This is a genomic window from Haemophilus sp. THUN1690 (assembly GCF_059704375.1).
Map to the genome: position 1 here is coordinate 858319 of NZ_AP046582.1, position 16879 is coordinate 875197.

Sequence of the window (16879 nt, forward strand, 5' to 3'; positions counted from 1 at the left end):
TAAAAAACACAGAATTTTTTAACCGCTCTTTTGTTTGATTACTTCGCTTGTTTTTTCGATTTTTTCCATTTCCAGAAAAGGAATAGGGCAAGTAAAGCGATAAGCACATAAATTACCATTTGACCTTTTTGGATTTGAGCATGTAACCAGTCTAAATTTTTTGCGCCCAGTTCGCCTAAATAAACCCAAATTGGCACAGAAATAATGGCAGCACAGAAATCAATTAAGACAAAACGTGTGTAACTGACACGGCGAGTAATGCCAGAGACCATATAAATTGGGGCACGCAAACCGGGTAAAAAACGTGCGACAAATAACACTCGGTTGCCATATTGGCCGAATTTTTCACGCACCATTCTTAAACGTTGTAATGTCACGATTTTACGCATTGGGCGAAAACGTAAAATTTTTGTGCCATAAATACGACCAAGCCAATACATACTAGAATCGCCCGCAAGTACACCAATCATACTGACTAGCAACATTAAATGTGAATTCACGCTTTCTGGATAAAGCCCCGCAATGACACCGCCAGAAACTAACGTGATATCTTCTGGAATAGGCACACCAAATCCACAAATAATTAAAACAAAAAGAACAGCCCAATAGCCGTACTCAGTAAAAAATCCAATCAGAAATTCCATAATCTTCCTACTTTATTTTTTAATGAATATCGTAAAAAATTGTTAAACATTCTAATCTTTTCAGGGTAAAAAACCTAGAAAAAGTTTGCTTTGAAAAGAGGGATATTCTATAATTCGCCGTCTCAAAGCATGACTCAACAGTTATCTTCGAGAACAATATTTGGAAAATTGCTGGGTCGCCTGCAATTTTCTTTCTTTTAACATTAATTTAAAGAGAACATTAAAATGGCATTTAAATTTAACGCTGAAGTTCGTACAGCGCAAGGTAAGGGTGCGAGCCGCCGCCTGCGTCACAATGGTCAAATCCCTGCAATCGTTTATGGTGGTAGCGAAGAGCCAGTTTCAATCATCTTAAACCACGATGAATTAAACAACGCGCAAGCACATGAATCTTTCTATTCTGAAGTGATTACTTTAGTGATCGGTGGTAAAGAAGTTGCAGTTAAAGTACAAGCAATGCAACGTCACCCATTCAAACCAAAATTGGTTCACATTGACTTCAAACGCGCGTAATTCACAAGTTTGAACAAAGTAAAAAAGCTAAGATATCAGTCTTAGCTTTTTTGTTCTGAGTATTTTAATTATTTCTCAATAAATACCTAAACTTTAATTTTTTATCAAATAACGTTTTAAGTTTTCACCAATAAATTCTAATTCTGCTTTTCCATAGTTTGGCTGAAATTCTAAAAAAATCACCCCTGCCTTTCGACAAGCCTCCCGTTTCACTGCATCACGCTTCGCCGCATTATCCTGATAATGTCCCTGCCCTTGATATTCAATTACTATTACGGCACAGCCGTTCTTATCTACAATCAAAAAATCTACTCGTTTACTATTTATCGCAAAATGGGCCTCTTTATCTATTGATTCTAAAAACTCTCCCATTAAAACCTGAGTAAATAAAACGGAACTCTTGATAACCTTTAGACAACAACTTTTCTAAACGAAGAAAAAGTTGATATTCACTCTTATTCATCAAGGCTTTTCTTTTATACTTACTCAATATAACGACATCAAAATGATCATTTTTATTCACAATATTAATTTTGTTTTCTGTCGAAAGATAAAGACGACTCTTCTTGCATTAGGGCGAGTTGATCTTGATTTAGATGAAAATAAGCCAATTACAAATAAAATAACAAAAATGAAAATAATGATGTATTGTAAAAAAATTCCATATTGCTCTCCTAAATGAACAGGAAAACAAGATAGTATTAATAGAATATTACTTTATATTACAAATAAACGTATTTGAGATCTGGATCGCAAAAACAACCTTAAATAAGGCAAAAAACTAGCTTTTGCTAGAGCTATGAGAATTTCAAAAATATGGCTGGGGTACTAGGATTCGAACCTAGGGATGCCGAGATCAAAACCCGGTGCCTTACCGCTTGGCGATACCCCAACAGAGAAATCTTTGATTAGATATAAAGAAGATTTATTTGATAGTATGGCTGGGGTACTAGGATTCGAACCTAGGGATGCCGAGATCAAAACCCGGTGCCTTACCGCTTGGCGATACCCCAACTACTATTTGACTTACAAAGCGATAAATGGTGCGGGACGAGGGACTTGAACCCACACACCTCTCGGCGCCAGAACCTAAATCTGGTGCGTCTACCAATTTCGCCAGTCCCGCAAATTTGGTGGCTACAGCGAGATTCGAACTTGCGACCCCAACATTATGAGTGTTGTGCTCTAACCAACTGAGCTATGTAGCCATTACCTTAATTTGCCTAACCATATCGGCTTTGCGGGGCGTATTATGCTGATTTTGAGGATACTCGTCAAATACTTTTTTTAAAATATTTGGATTTTCCCTTTCATTTGATTATTAATAAAACACATCAATTATTTTTTACGCATTTATAGTCTGAATTACCAACGAGATTATTTAGTTTGACGCTTTAATTTTTCTCTCTTGTCATAATCAGATTTATGACAAAGATCATATCTAAATATAGTTATGTTTAAAAAACAAACACTCTCTAAATTTTAAACCAAAATCTATTTGACAATAAAAAGCTAACTCGTTATTTGTATAGCTAATTATATAAAAAAACACACAACATCAATGGAGTATCTTATGTCCCATCTCTCAGTCGCCAAATTTGGCGGAACATCTGTAGCCAACCATGCGGCAATGACAGCTTGTGCAAAAATTGTCATCGCTGATCCAAATACGCGCGTAGTCGTGCTTTCTGCATCAGCTGGGGTGACGAATTTATTAGTCGCGTTAGCAAATGGTGTAGAAGTGACAGAACGTGAAAAATTAATCGGTGAAATCCGTCAAATTCAAGAGAATATTTTGAATGAATTAAAAGACGACAGCCGTGTTCGTCCGATTATTGAAAAATATCTTGAAAATATTACCGCACTTTCTGAAGCAGCCAGTCTTGCAACGTCCCCTGCATTAACTGATGAACTCATCAGTCACGGTGAAATGATGTCAACTCAAATCTTTATTGAGATTTTACGTGAACAAAACACATCGGGCACTTGGGTTGATGTGCGTACAATTGTTGCAACCAATAACCATTTTGGTAAAGCAGCACCGAATGATGAACAAACTCAATCAAACAGCGATAGCATTTTAAAACCATTAATAGACCGAGGTGAATTAGTCATTACTCAAGGTTTTATCGGACGTGAACAAAGCGGTAAAACAACCACATTAGGCCGTGGCGGTAGCGACTACTCTGCTGCTTTGTTAGCCGAAGTATTAAATGCAAAAGACGTTTTAATTTGGACTGATGTTGCAGGTATTTACACAACCGATCCACGCATTGTTCCTACTGCACAACGAATTGATACCATGAGTTTTGCAGAAGCCGCTGAAATGGCAACCTTTGGCGCAAAAGTACTGCACCCAGCCACATTGCTCCCTGCCGTACGTAGCAATATCCCTGTTTATGTGGGTTCAAGTAAAGCACCAGAAGCAGGCGGAACTTGGGTCACTCGCGATCCTCAACCTCGTCCAACTTTCCGTGCAATTGCATTACGCCGAGATCAAACTTTACTCACTCTTTCAAGCTTAAGTATGCTGCATGCGCAAGGTTTCTTAGCGAATGTATTTAACATTTTGGCTAAACACAAAATTTCAGTGGATACAATCGCCACATCAGAAGTGAGCGTTGCATTGACATTAGACAAAACTGGCTCAGCATCTTCAGGAGCGGAATTACTTTCAACCGAATTATTAGATGAACTCCGTCAATATTGTGCAGTAAAAGTCGATACCGGCGTGTCATTAGTCGCATTAATTGGAAACGACTTACACATTGCTTCCGGTGTAGCAAAACGTATTTTTGATACGCTTCAATCTTACAACATTCGCATGATTAGTTATGGCGCAAGCACCAACAATATTTGTATGCTCGTGCAAAGTGAACATGCTGATGAAGTCGTTCGTTCGTTACACAAATCTTTATTTGAATAAAGTAGAAAGCCTAAAGTGCGGTGAAAAATCACCGCACTTTTTCTTTTATATCATTGAGATTAAAGCCGAAAAAGAGTAAAGTAAACGGCTGTTCATTTGACTAATTTAACCGAATAAAAGGCGGAAATTATGGGAAAAAGTGTTGTTATCTTAGGCGCTCAATGGGGCGATGAAGGTAAAGGGAAAATCGTCGATCTTCTAACGGATCGCGTAAAATACGTAGTTCGTTACCAAGGCGGTCACAACGCAGGCCATACACTTATCATCAATGGAGAAAAAACCGTATTACGTTTAATTCCATCTGGTATGTTACATCCAAACGTAACTTGCTTAATTGGTAATGGTGTTGTGGTTTCGCCTGAAGCATTAATGAAAGAAATGGGCGAACTTGAAAGCCGTGGTATTAAAGTTCGTGAACGTTTATTAATTTCTGAAGCTTGTCCTTTAATCTTGCCTTATCATGTAGCGATGGATCACGCCCGTGAAGCAGCACTCGGTAAAAAAGCTATCGGTACAACTGGTCGTGGTATTGGCCCTGCTTATGAAGATAAAGTGGCCCGTCGTGGTTTACGCGTAGGCGATTTATTTAATAAAGAAGCCTTTGCCGAAAAACTCAAAAACATCCTTGAATACTATAATTTCCAATTGGTGAACTACTACAAAGTTGAACCTGTCGATTATCAAAAAACCTTAGATGATGTAATGGCAATTGCCGATGTAATCACTGGTATGGTGGCAGACATCACTACAATTCTTGATACAGCACGCAAAAATGGTGAGCATATTTTATTTGAAGGTGCACAAGGTACCATGTTAGATATCGACCACGGTACTTATCCGTATGTAACCAGCTCAAACACAACGGCTGGTGGTGTGGCAACAGGTTCTGGTTTTGGCCCGCGTAATCTTGATTATGTACTTGGTATCATCAAAGCTTACTGTACTCGTGTAGGTGGTGGTCCATTCACAACGGAATTATTTGATGATGTGGGGGCTGAAATTGCACGTAAAGGTAACGAATTTGGTGCGGTAACAGGCCGTCCACGTCGTTGTGGTTGGTTCGATGCCGTAGCCATTCGACGTGCAATCCAACTCAACTCTATTTCTGGCTTCTGCATGACCAAACTGGACGTATTGGATGGTTTTGATGAAGTTAAAATCTGTGTTGCATACAAAATGCCAAATGGTGAAATCGTTGAATATGCACCATTAGCAGCGAAGGATTGGGAAGGTGTAGAACCAATTTATGAAACATTACCAGGTTGGAAAGAAAATACTTTCCGGGTCACAGATGTAAATAAATTACCACAAAACTGCATTAACTACATTAAACGTATTGAAGAAGTAACTGGGGTACCAATTGATATTCTTTCAACAGGCCCTGATCGTGTAGAAACAATGATTTTACGTGATCCGTTCGCAGCTTAATTACTTTAAATTTCTGACCGCACCTTAAAAGTGCGGTTTTTTACTATAAATTTCATCTACTGCATCTCTATCAAAATAACCTTTCAAATACTTTCTCATTGAGGCAAATGTAGATTAGGAAGTATTGGTGCTCATCGCAGAGGAAAACAAGGACCAGGTGTACCAGAAAAACTTGTCTTATTCGGTTTAAAATACCAAAACAGAAACATCAATGCCTGTTATAGTAAGGAAAATCAAGCCTGATCATACTCCAAAAACATAGCAAAATTGACCAAAAAACTTTCCTTTATTCTTAAAGAAATGTGAATTTCGGTTTAATTTGAGAACAGCAAAAGAACAACTTAAAACATGGCTAAGGTGGTATGGTATTTAGGACAAATCTACGTTCCCCCTAAATAAAAAAACATAAAAAAACACCGCAAAGTGCGGTGTTTTTTCATTATGTTTTCGCTATCAGCTGATTACCATTGGTAACCTACGCCAGCTGCAACGCCAGTTTTACCTTGGCTATTTGCCGTACCAGATAAACGGATAATAATCTTACCGTTATCAGAAATACGAGACATACCTAGCGCAAGGCTATTTTGCCCCTGGTAATTACCGGCTGCAATACCAACTAAGCTCTTACCTGGTGTATAAGCTTGCGGAATTGTCGCCGCCGCTAATGCACTTGCAGTACCCGCATCTGCTTGTTTGCTAACTCGGTTGATCTTGTTATTCAAATCACCAAGTCTATGGCTAACACTAGCAGCTACTGCATATAACTGGCTACCATTTATAGCATCTTTAGAAGTTGCTGAAATTTCACCTGGTGCCACACCTGTAATTTTAGTAGGTGTTTTACCATCAGGACCACTTACGTTGATATTTCCAGCCTTATTAGTGATCTTAGGCCCTTTATCACCAAACTGAACACTGTCAAAGGTTACATTAGAAGCTGTTGCATAAGTCACTTTACCGTTAGACTCTTGTTTCACGGTCATATTTTTGCCTGCAACCATTTCAACTTTTTTACCTGGATTGATCATTTCTGGTGTACCTGAAATTTTCTCTCCACCATTTGCCGAAGTCATTAATACAAAGCCAGACTTGTTAATTGCATTTGCTACATCTTGTGCAGTCGCCACTTTATTTGCAACATTTGCAATATTATTTGCCGCATCTGCAACTGCTTTTTTAGCAGCATCAATAACTGCAGCTGGTGCCGTCGGCGGTAAGCTATTTAATGCATTTGTCGCGTCTTCTAACGCTTTAGTCATTTCAGGCGTCACCACAGGGCCTTGAACGCTACCATCAGCATTATTGGTAATGCTGCCTGTATCAATGTCAAACTTCACGTTACTTGTTGTACCGTTTGGCGTGGTTTCCACCACAGCTTTGGTACCTTTGCCATCCACAAAGTTAACAGTGTCATAAGGTTTTACAAAATCCTTCGCTTCACCATTATTTTGTAAATTCCAACCTGCATTCAACACATCTGATACTGTTGCAGCATTGTTACCTGCAAATTTAGGATTAGCTTTTCCATCTGCCGTTTTAAGATTCAACAAGTCAGCTGCTTCAGTTGCCGTAATCGGCGCAGACTTATTGTCTTTACCTGCAATCGGATTGCCCGCAACATCTTTGGCATTCTTATCTGCGTCATTTACAGACGGAAGATTAGATTTCACATTACCCAATGCTGTCGGTGCGCCAATTACATTCGGTGCGGCCGCAGGATTAACCATGTTAGTTGTTAAATCTGCAGGCTTCACTTCCGTTGTAGTCGGGTTGCCTTTGTCATCAACGGTAAAGTATTCGTCACCCACTTTAGTTACTAGCGTACCGTTCTTGTCCGTATATTGGACAGGTAAACCAGTCACATCGACTTTTACCGTCGTTGTGGTTACTTTATTGCCGTCTTTATCAACAGACTCTTTCGTCGCCAACTTAACTTTCGTGTTGTTGCCGTCTGCAAAACGAAGTTCATCATTAGGATTCACTTTTTCATCTTCATTTTTAAAGTCTGCATCCGATAATGTTTCTGTTTGCTTACCAACAACAAAACCAGATTTTTGAATCGCTGTTGCAACTTTATTACCTGTTACATAACCGTCACCTGCATTGGTCGGAGTCGTACCCGCGTCAGGGGTTACCGGGTTTTTATCGGCTTTTGGCTTACCCGTTTTCGGATCAATATCTGCTGTATTGTAATATTGTTCTCCTACTTTGATTACCGGAGTATCCTTTCCATTGACTTTAGCAGTAAATTCATTTGGTTTAGCTACTTCACCATCTTTAATACCAATAGTAATTTCACGAACACCGTCTTTAGTTTCACCAGTTAGAGAAACTCCAGCCCCAGCCTTGAAATCTACTTTATTAGCATTTTTCACAGTATCTACATAACCATTTTCAGGTGTGCCAACAACCCAACCCATGTTACGTAAATCACCTACTGTAGCAGCTGTGTTATCAGATACATTTGGAGTATCTAAATTAACCAAATCTTTAGCATCTGGTTTCGCATCTCCATATGGTTTCAAGCCAGATGTTACATTCGTAATATTAGCAGGTTCATCATTCTTATCACCTTTACCTAATTTTAGGCCATCTGCTGTTGGAGCTAAGTTAACTTTATTTCCAGCGCCATCATTTAAATCAAGAGTTTTAAATTCTGGATTATCTACTGTTTTGAAAGTAAATTTATTGGCAGTGCTGTGATCAATTTCGATGTTTTTACCAGCATCAAACGTAACTTTACCGCTAGGTTTGATGTTATCGTCGTTACCGATTACTTTGCCATCTTTTTCCGCAGATGCTGTCCAGTATGAGTTATTAATAGCATCTGCTACATTACCTGCAGTGGCTACTTTATCTTTATCTGCATCTTCTACTTTTGGCGCACCATTTTCACTAGTAATATTGCCTGCATCTACAGTGATATTACCTTGTTCGTCTTTTTTAAGACCTGTGCCAAGTTTTACATCGTATTTCACAGTAGATACTTTATTATCTGTAGTAGTTACTACTGCTGTAGTACCTTCACCATCAATAAAGTTTACAGTGTCATATGGTTTTACAAAATCAACATCTTTACCATTACCTTGCAAGTTCCAACCTGCATTTAATACGTCACCTACAGTAGCTGCATTATTTTTAATACCATCTACATTATTAGGTGCAGCTGCATTAGTTGTTGGTGCAGTTGTATCTTTTTTTGCACCTGGCAAGTTGCCCGCTACATTAGTGATGTTTTGACCACCGTTATTTAAACCGTCTTTTGTCAAAGATACATCGTCAGGTTTCTTACCATCTTTCTCTGGTTGTGAAATAGTGATTCCATTTGGAGTAATATTCGTGGTATTACCAGCATCATCTTTTACTTCAACACTACTCAAGCCTTTTAACGACTTCGCCAATTTAACCGTTAAAGTATCAGTTTTATCCCCAATCACACCAATGTTGTTATCGGATAATTTAGATGCCTCTGTTTCACCACCAACAACTTTAACCTCAGTACCCAAAGTGCGGTCAAATTTTCCAGCTTCTTTATTATCACCGGAAAATGACAATGGTTTCGCCGACATACCATTTACAGCCGCATCTAACTGAGACTTATTAACTGCATCAGTTGGTGCTTCACCTGACGCTAAACCTGTAATTTTTTTACCACCCAAATCTACACCAGCATCTTTAAAGGTCATTGTCGTACCATTACCACCAATGCTTGTAATGTTACTTAACACAGGATTTAAAGAATAAGTAAAATCCTTGCCAGCTTGTTTTAACTTGATGTTTTCGCCCGCTTTAAATGTTACTTTATCACCAGCTTTTACTTGTTCTTCTGTTGTTGTATTGCCGTCAGCAAATTTACCGCCATCTTCAGCGCCAGTTACTTTCCAGAAAGCATTATTAATTGCATTTGCAACATCATTCGCTGTTGCAAAGCTATCTCCTGCATCACCTGCCGATACCGTACCTTTATCAGCATCCGGAGTAATGGTTGTCTTTTTCACATCAAATTTAACCGCACTTACAGCACCGTTTTCAGTGACTGTTACATTCGCAGCTGTGCCGGTACCATTCACAAAGTTCACGGTGTCATAAGCTTTAACGAAATCTTTGGCTGCACCATTTTCTTTTAAATTCCAACCAGCATTTAAAATATCATTTACAGACGCAGCTTTTGTTCCATTTACATTTGTTGGCGCTGCTTGATTTGTTGTTGGTGCCGCTGCATCATTTTTCGTTACTGGCAAGGTGTTGACTAAACCAGTGATGCTGTTGATACCTGTTAAATCAGAATCTAATCCATAGGTGAATACCTTACCTTTACGTTGTAAACGTAGGTTCTTACCTGCATCTAGCGTTAATATGCCGTCTGCACCAATAGTTACAGCGGTATCATCCGTATCTACCGTATCATCGTCTAAATTGATTCCTGAGTTATTCGCTTTCGCTTTCCAAGTTACCTGATCTTTGATTTGTTTTTTACCAGCAGGAGTGATATTGCTTAAATCTTTATCCGCCGCGTTATCAATTTTAGCTTTAGTGGTATCATCCAATTTTAATGTAACGGTATCACCTGACGCAGATGCCGTTAATCCGTTGTCACCTTTGACCTTAAACTCAATCCCTCCCGATTTATTTAAATCTTGTTGATCGGTTGAAGTTGAATCATTTGTCGCGGATAGTTTGATTTTGTTATTTTCAATTTTATTCGCAATTGAATCGACAGCTGCTTTCGTGGCATCATCCAATTTAACGGTTACATCCGTACCGCTGGCTGTTGTAGTCAAGCCATTTGTACCTTTCACGTTAAACTGTAAACCACCAGTTTTATCTAGCTGCTGAGCATCAGTAGTTCCTGAATCACCGCCAAGTTTAATATTATTCGTTGCGACTTTATCTAACTGTGATTTATTAACTGCATCAGTTGAATTCGTTCCCGCGGCTAAATTCGTGATTGGTTTATTGTTCATATTAATGCCGCCAGCATTGGTTACAATGCCGCCAACATCAGTGCTGGTTAAGCCTGTTAATGCTTTTGCCAGTTTAAATTTTATGGTGTTTTCGCTGTCATAATTTACACCGATGTTGTTGTCTGACAATTCACCGGTTGCACCGCCCAACAGATTCAAACGGCCATCTTTAATGCTTCTAATAACGATTCTTTTCGTTTTTGCATCAGCTTTTTTTGCATCAGAATCCGCGCCTGTTACTTCATCTTTAGCAGAATTATCACCGGCATATGAGAATGCTGGATCTATTGTTATGCTATTCAAAATGCCATGTAACTGAGAACCATTAATAGCATCAGTGGACTTGTCAGATACTTCACCCGCTGCTACGTTCTTCAACTGACGTTCAAAACCTATTTTACCGAAAGATACTATGTCACCTTTGTTAGTTTGATCGCCACCACTCCATTTATATGTATGTCCATTAACAGTAGTAGAAGTTTGTTTTGTACCTTCTTTATCCGTTAGTGATCCGCCACCAAGTGCTACAGAGTTATGCAACGTAGCTGTTGCTCCAGAACCCAAAGCTACAGAGTTCGTCACTTCAGCACGTGCACCTGAACCGAGAGCTATAGAAATATCTCCTGCTTGTGCTTTTACACCGATAGCAACAGCTGCTTGACCAGCTTTAGTATCTTGATACTGTCCACCATCGTGAAGTAGGTCTCTACCTGTAAGATTGTGATAAGCATCACCGACGGTACCTGTTGTTTCATTACCATCAGAATTTGTATATGTTGTGGACACTGTTACTGCTTTATCTACGTCATCATTACCAATAGCAATCGAGGAGTTACCCTCTGCAAAAGTATTACTACCGATAGCAATAGATTGATCACCAAAAGCACGAGCACCTTGATGCTGTAAGTCACCACTACCAATCGCAAGCGATTGATTCACCCACTGAGTTCTGCCTTCGCCATCTGATCCTGTCCGCGCGAATTTACCAATAGCAATATTAGTCGAACCTACACCTGTATCTGCATACGTACCGATAGCAATCCCTTCCCGACCAGTTTTTGTATGACCAGGATCAATGGAATTACCATTTGTACTTTCAATATTTACTGCAGCTTCTGACGCATTTATACTTAACAACACTAATGCCCCACCTAATACCGCTTTCAGTGAGTTACGGCTTTGTTTTTTATGTGCCTTAGTTAATTCGGATACTGCCACCCAAGATTGAGTTGCTTGGCTCCATACAATACGGAAAATTTTATTCATAAATGTCTCTCTAACGATATTAAAAAATACCCTTAATCTCTTATTCAATTAATAAAAGAAGTAAGGCATAAATAAAGTGGAAAAATTATACAGACTTAGTCATTAAGTTCAATTTAAAAATACAATCTTTACAATAATTTACATTTATCAAGTGTAAGAAAAAACAATAGCAAACGTTTGCTTTTTTTTTGCGCAAGAAGTAATCAAAAGTGCGGTGATTTTTAGGCGCGTTTTTATTAAGAAAAAGCAAATATGCGTATCAAAAAACAAAGGCCGCAACGTGCGGCCAATTTTTTTAGAATTCTTTTGAAATTAAACTTTCTGCTAATTGCAAATCAAGTGTGGAATCAATATCAATGGAGCGATAAGTTGGCATTAAATAAAAACGCATTGGCGCAATAAAAAAGCGTTTTTCTTTAAAGAGACTTGCGATGTCATTAATATAAATTGCGCCATTTGCACGATAAGATTTCGGTAATTTTTGGCGTGGGGCTTCAAAATCCGTTAATTCGTGGATAGGCTGAACTTCGGTGCCTTCTAAAGTGAAGGATTTATAAGGATGATGCTCACATTCGCAAGCGGAAACCACAGATTTATATTTGCCGCCCAGGAAAATTTCCATCGCATTACGAATATCTAAAGCATTGCGCAATGGGCTGGTTGGTTGCAAAAGTGCGGCGGTGCCTTGTGAAATATTGAGTGTTTCTAAGCAATGCAAAATAGCATCAATAGTGCGTGTATCACTTTGCGCCAAACTTTCAGGGCGTGCCACTGCTTTTGCACCGTATTTTGTGGCTTCTTTTAAAATATTTTCACCATCTGATGTCACCACAATTTGATCAAACATACCCGATTCTTGCGCTGCCAAAATCGCACGCCCCACCAAAGAAACGCCCCCCACAAGCTGTAAATTTTTGTCTTTAATTCCTTTAGAACCTGCTCTCGCAGGAATAATTGCAATTCTTGTCATTATTTGCACCCTCTGTGATAAAAGTGCTGACTATTCTAGAATCTTTCCCTTGTTTTAGCAAAAACTAATCTTTAATATGGCACCACATTTTTGTTTAAAAAGAGGAAATAAAATGACTCAACTTACTCGTGAACAAGTTCTTAAACTCTTTCATCAACGCAGCTCAACTCGTTATTACGACCCCGAAAAAAAAATCAGTGATGAAGATTTTGAATGTATTTTAGAGTGCGGTCGATTATCGCCTAGTTCTGTGGGCTCTGAGCCTTGGAAATTTTTAGTGATTCAAAATAAAACCCTACGCGAAAAAATGAAACCTTTTAGCTGGGGAATGATGAATCAGCTTGATCATTGCAGTCACCTTGTGGTGATTTTAGCGAAGAAAAATGCCCGTTATGACAGCCCATTTTTTGTGGATGTGATGGCGCGTAAAGGCTTGAACGCAGAGCAACAACAAGCCGCCCTCGCAAAATACAAAGCCTTGCAAGAAGAGGATATGAAATTACTTGAAAGCGACCGCACTTTATTTGATTGGTGTAGTAAACAAACTTATATCGCCCTTGCCAATATGCTTACTGGCGCTGCCGCCCTTGGCATCGACTCTTGCCCAATTGAAGGTTTTCATTACGACAAAATGAATGAATGCCTCGCCGAAGAAGGATTATTCGATCCTCAAGAATATGCGGTTTCTGTTGCCGCAACCTTTGGCTACCGCTCACGCGATATTGCGAAAAAATCCCGTAAAACGTTGGATGAAGTGGTGAAATGGGTTGGATAAAAATAAATCCCATTAAAAAAGGGCTGCAAATGCAGCCCTATCTTTTTTTCGATTATTTCACTTCTTTAAATAAAATCTCACTTGGAATTACAGAACCTTGCCAGTAAAGTTCTGTAGAGACTTTTTCGGCAAGTTGCAGGAACGCTTGTGAAATTTCATTTTCAGGCACTCGCACAACAGTTGGGTTGCCCGCATCTAAATCTTCACGAATACGAATGTGTAAAGGAAGTTGACCTAATACTTTCACATTGTATTTTTCAGCCATTTTCTCTGCACCGCCTGTACCAAAAATCGCTTCGTGGTGACCGCACTCGCTACAAATATGCATTGACATATTTTCCACAATACCCAATACCGGCACGGATACTCTCTCAAACATTGAAATACCTTTCACTGCATCAAGCAAAGCAATATCTTGCGGAGTTGTCACTACTACTGCACCAGTCACAGGGATTTGTTGTGATAAGGTAAGTTGAATATCGCCGGTGCCTGGTGGCATATCGATAACAAGATAATCTAAACTATCCCATAGGGTTTCATTTAATAATTGGCTTAATGCGCTACTTGCCATTGGGCCACGCCAAATTGTTGCGCTGTCTTCATTCATTAAAAAGCCAATGGAATTTGCGGATAAACCATGTGCTTTAATTGGGGTGATGTGTTGATTATCTGGCGAAGTTGGACGTTGATCCGCTGCGCCTAACATATGAGGAATAGAAGGGCCATAAATATCCGCATCTAAAATCCCAACACGTGCACCTTGTGCTTGTAATGCTAAAGCGAGATTAACGGAAACTGATGATTTCCCTACACCGCCTTTACCAGAACTCACCGCAATAATATTTTTCACACCTTTTACGGCTGGTTGATTATTTGCACGTTTAAGTGTAGCAATTTGATACGAGATCGCCCATTTAATTGCTTTGCAATCTGTCGCTTTCAACAAGGCATCTGAAACCGCTTGTTTTAATTGCTCAACACCAGAATTCCACGCAAAAGGTAATTGCAATTCAATACGTAAAGTATCACCGCCCTTTTCCACTTTTTTCAAAGTATTAAGCGCAATCAGATCCTTTTGCAGGGTTGGATGCTGAAATTGTTGAATAATCTGCTGAACTTGATTTTGCTGCTCGGCAGTCAAATTATCAGAAAAGTAGGTTGCCATAATAACTTCCTGTTTAGTAGAGTAAATTTGTCGGGCATATTTAATCACGGAAAGTGCGGTATGTTAAGTTAAAGTTTTTCAAACTAGAAAAAAAGCCCTGTATCGGGTAAGATGTCCACAATTTTTATATGCTAAAAAAGAGAATAATAAATGACAACTCAACCCCGTAAAATTTTAGTCACTTGCGCCTTGCCTTATGCCAATGGGGCAATTCATTTAGGCCATATGTTAGAACATATCCAAGCGGATATTTGGGTGCGTTTTCAACGTATGCGTGGCAATAAAATCCATTTTGTTTGTGCAGACGATGCGCACGGCACGCCGATCATGTTGAATGCCGATAAACTTGGCATTACACCTGAAGAATTAATTGCTAAAGCAAAAGCCGATCACGTGCGTGATTTTGCAGGTTTCAATATTAGCTTTGATAACTACCATTCCACTCACAGCGAAGAAAACAAACAGCTCACCGCAGAAATTTACAATAAACTTAAAGCCAATGGCTTTATTAAGAGTAAAGTCATTTCTCAGTTATTCGACCCTGAAAAAAATATGTTCTTGCCTGATCGTTTTGTGAAAGGCACTTGCCCGAAATGTAAAGCAGAAGATCAATATGGCGATAACTGCGAAGTGTGTGCTTCTACTTATAGCCCAATGGATTTAATTAATCCTCGTTCAGCCGTTTCTGGCGCAACTCCTGTTGTAAAAGAATCTGAACACTTTTTCTTTGACTTACCTGCATTTGAAGGGATGTTAAAAGAATGGACTCGTTCTGGCTCACTTCAATCTGAAATTGCGAACAAAATGCAAGAATGGTTTGAGAGCGGTTTACAACAATGGGATATTTCACGCGATGCGCCTTATTTTGGTTTTGAAATTCCGGGCGCAAAAGATAAATTCTTCTATGTTTGGTTAGATGCGCCAATCGGCTATATGGCTTCATTCAAAAATCTATGTAATCGTGAAGGCATTGATTTCAATGAATTTTGGGCGGAAGGCAGTGATGCGGAGCTTTATCATTTCATCGGTAAAGACATCGTTTATTTCCACAGTCTATTCTGGCCAGCAATGCTTGAAGGCAGCGGCTACCGTAAACCGACTAATGTATTCACTCACGGTTATGTCACGGTGGATGGGGCGAAGATGTCAAAATCTCGCGGCACATTCATTCAAGCCAGCACTTATTTGAATCATATCGATCCTGAATGTTTGCGTTATTACTATGCAGCAAAATTAAATGATCGCATTGAAGATTTAGACTTTAACCTTGAAGATTTCGTACAACGTGTAAATACGGATATTGTAAACAAATTAGTGAATTTAGCTTCTCGCAATGCAGGCTTTATTGCGAAACGCTTTGAAGGCAAACTTGCAAATAAACTGGAAGATGAAGCATTATTTGCAGAATTTACCGCCCAAGCTGAGCAAATCGCTGCTTATTACGAAAGCCGTGAATACAATAAAGCTATTCGTGAAATTATGGCATTAACGGATAAAGCCAATAAATACATTGATGAAAAAGCCCCTTGGGTGATTGCAAAAGAAGAAGGCAAAGAGGCAGAATTGCAAGCCGTATGTTCAATGGGAATTGAGCTTTTCCGCGTGTTGATGTCTTACTTAAAACCTGTTCTTCCAAAACTGGCAGAACGTGCAGAAGCCTTCTTACAAGCTGAATTACGTTGGGATAATATTCATCAACCATTACTTGGCCATACTCTTGCACCATTTAAAGCCTTATTCTCTCGTTTAGAGAAAAAACAAATTGATGCCGTTGTGGAAGAAACCAAAGCCTTATTTGCAGCAGCCAATAAAGCTGCAGAAAAAACTGAAGCAAAACCAACCGCACTTTCTGCTGTTGAACCTATTGCGGAAACCATCACTATTGATGATTTCGCCAAACTTGATATGCGTGTAGCAAAAGTATTGAAATGCGAAGCGGTGCCAGAATCTAATAAACTTTTACGTTTTGAATTAGATCTTGGCGATCATACTCGTCAAGTCTTCTCTGGCATTAAAGCGGCTTACAATAAGCCTGAAGAATTAGAAGGTCGTTTTGTGATTATGGTGGCAAACCTTGCACCACGTAAAATGAAATTTGGCGTGTCTGAAGGAATGATTCTATCCGCAGGAACAGGCGGTAGTGATTTATTCTTGTTATCTGCCGATAGTGGTGTCACTGCAGGCATGCAAGTAAAATAATCAATTCAATCTAAATGAGGGCAACATTA

At 39.2% G+C, this 16879-nt stretch carries 10 protein-coding genes, 4 tRNA genes and 1 pseudogene; 6 read left to right on the forward strand and 9 right to left on the reverse strand.

All coding sequences use genetic code 11. The annotated features are described in order from the left end of the window. Positions 1-38: 38 nt before the first annotated feature. On the reverse strand, positions 39-644 hold the full coding sequence (locus AC6H22_RS04075) for a DedA family protein (RefSeq protein WP_118817001.1): 606 nt from the start codon (positions 642-644) through the stop codon (positions 39-41). Positions 645-869: 225 nt separating this feature from the next. Between AC6H22_RS04075 and rplY the strand changes: the two genes are divergently transcribed. After that, on the forward strand, positions 870-1157 hold the full coding sequence (rplY, locus tag AC6H22_RS04080) for a 50S ribosomal protein L25 (RefSeq protein WP_005633680.1): 288 nt from the start codon (positions 870-872) through the stop codon (positions 1155-1157). 93 nt (positions 1158-1250) lie between these two features. On the opposite strand, the gene AC6H22_RS04085 is transcribed toward rplY, so the two are convergent. The 5 genes from AC6H22_RS04085 to AC6H22_RS04105 form a co-directional block, all read right to left on the reverse strand. After that, complete coding sequence (locus AC6H22_RS04085; RefSeq protein WP_497515530.1) at positions 1251-1562, reverse strand: DUF2726 domain-containing protein; 312 nt, start codon at positions 1560-1562, stop codon at positions 1251-1253. Positions 1563-1974: 412 nt separating this feature from the next. Then, positions 1975-2049 (reverse strand) — tRNA-Gln (locus AC6H22_RS04090). Positions 2050-2095: 46 nt separating this feature from the next. Next, a tRNA-Gln gene (locus AC6H22_RS04095) sits at positions 2096-2170 on the reverse strand. Between the two features lie 28 nt (positions 2171-2198). Then, positions 2199-2283 (reverse strand) — tRNA-Leu (locus tag AC6H22_RS04100). A 5-nt stretch (positions 2284-2288) separates the two neighbouring features. After that, positions 2289-2365, reverse strand: a tRNA-Met gene (locus tag AC6H22_RS04105). Between the two features lie 365 nt (positions 2366-2730). Between AC6H22_RS04105 and lysC the strand changes: the two genes are divergently transcribed. The 3 genes and pseudogenes from lysC to AC6H22_RS04120 all read left to right on the forward strand — a co-directional run. Then, positions 2731-4083 carry a lysine-sensitive aspartokinase 3 gene (gene lysC, locus AC6H22_RS04110; RefSeq protein WP_118817002.1) on the forward strand — a complete coding sequence of 451 codons (1353 nt, stop codon included), beginning with the start codon at positions 2731-2733 and terminating at the stop codon, positions 4081-4083. Between the two features lie 129 nt (positions 4084-4212). Then, positions 4213-5511: an adenylosuccinate synthase gene (gene purA, locus AC6H22_RS04115; RefSeq protein ID WP_005633671.1), complete on the forward strand. Its 1299-nt coding sequence runs from the start codon at positions 4213-4215 to the stop codon at positions 5509-5511. A gap of 274 nt (positions 5512-5785) precedes the next feature. After that, positions 5786-5884: pseudogene (locus tag AC6H22_RS04120) on the forward strand (IS1595 family transposase); the annotation flags it as partial. An 88-nt stretch (positions 5885-5972) separates the two neighbouring features. On the opposite strand, the gene AC6H22_RS04125 reads toward AC6H22_RS04120, so the two are convergent. Next, positions 5973-11741: a YadA-like family protein gene (locus tag AC6H22_RS04125; RefSeq protein WP_497515394.1), complete on the reverse strand. Its 5769-nt coding sequence runs from the start codon at positions 11739-11741 to the stop codon at positions 5973-5975. A 295-nt stretch (positions 11742-12036) separates the two neighbouring features. Beyond that, on the reverse strand, positions 12037-12711 hold the full coding sequence (gene siaB, locus AC6H22_RS04130) for a 5-acetyl neuraminic acid cytidyl-transferase (protein WP_162790458.1): 675 nt from the start codon (positions 12709-12711) through the stop codon (positions 12037-12039). 112 nt (positions 12712-12823) lie between these two features. Between siaB and AC6H22_RS04135 the strand changes: the two genes are divergently transcribed. Further along, complete coding sequence (locus tag AC6H22_RS04135) at positions 12824-13486, forward strand: NAD(P)H-dependent oxidoreductase (protein ID WP_497515395.1); 663 nt, start codon at positions 12824-12826, stop codon at positions 13484-13486. A gap of 52 nt (positions 13487-13538) precedes the next feature. Here AC6H22_RS04135 and apbC read toward each other — a convergent pair whose 3' ends face one another. Next, positions 13539-14651, reverse strand: coding sequence for an iron-sulfur cluster carrier protein ApbC (gene apbC, locus AC6H22_RS04140; RefSeq protein ID WP_497515396.1), 1113 nt, complete (start codon positions 14649-14651; stop codon positions 13539-13541). A 150-nt stretch (positions 14652-14801) separates the two neighbouring features. On the opposite strand from apbC, the gene metG reads away from it, so the two are divergent. Beyond that, positions 14802-16850, forward strand: a complete 2049-nt coding sequence (gene metG / locus AC6H22_RS04145; protein WP_497515397.1) for a methionine--tRNA ligase — start codon at positions 14802-14804, stop codon at positions 16848-16850. The last annotated feature ends 29 nt before the right edge of the window (positions 16851-16879 follow it).

What these genes read in the sequence shown, in the direction of transcription:
- AC6H22_RS04075 (WP_118817001.1), bottom strand. Translation starts at nt 644, where the DNA reads ATGGAATTTCTGATTGGATTTTTTACTGAGTACGGCTATTGGGCTGTT.
- rplY (WP_005633680.1), top strand. Translation starts at nt 870, where the DNA reads ATGGCATTTAAATTTAACGCTGAAGTTCGTACAGCGCAAGGTAAGGGT.
- lysC (WP_118817002.1), top strand. Translation starts at nt 2,731, where the DNA reads ATGTCCCATCTCTCAGTCGCCAAATTTGGCGGAACATCTGTAGCCAAC.
- purA (WP_005633671.1), top strand. Translation starts at nt 4,213, where the DNA reads ATGGGAAAAAGTGTTGTTATCTTAGGCGCTCAATGGGGCGATGAAGGT.
- AC6H22_RS04125 (WP_497515394.1), bottom strand. Translation starts at nt 11,741, where the DNA reads ATGAATAAAATTTTCCGTATTGTATGGAGCCAAGCAACTCAATCTTGG.
- siaB (WP_162790458.1), bottom strand. Translation starts at nt 12,711, where the DNA reads ATGACAAGAATTGCAATTATTCCTGCGAGAGCAGGTTCTAAAGGAATT.
- AC6H22_RS04135 (WP_497515395.1), top strand. Translation starts at nt 12,824, where the DNA reads ATGACTCAACTTACTCGTGAACAAGTTCTTAAACTCTTTCATCAACGC.
- apbC (WP_497515396.1), bottom strand. Translation starts at nt 14,651, where the DNA reads ATGGCAACCTACTTTTCTGATAATTTGACTGCCGAGCAGCAAAATCAA.
- metG (WP_497515397.1), top strand. Translation starts at nt 14,802, where the DNA reads ATGACAACTCAACCCCGTAAAATTTTAGTCACTTGCGCCTTGCCTTAT.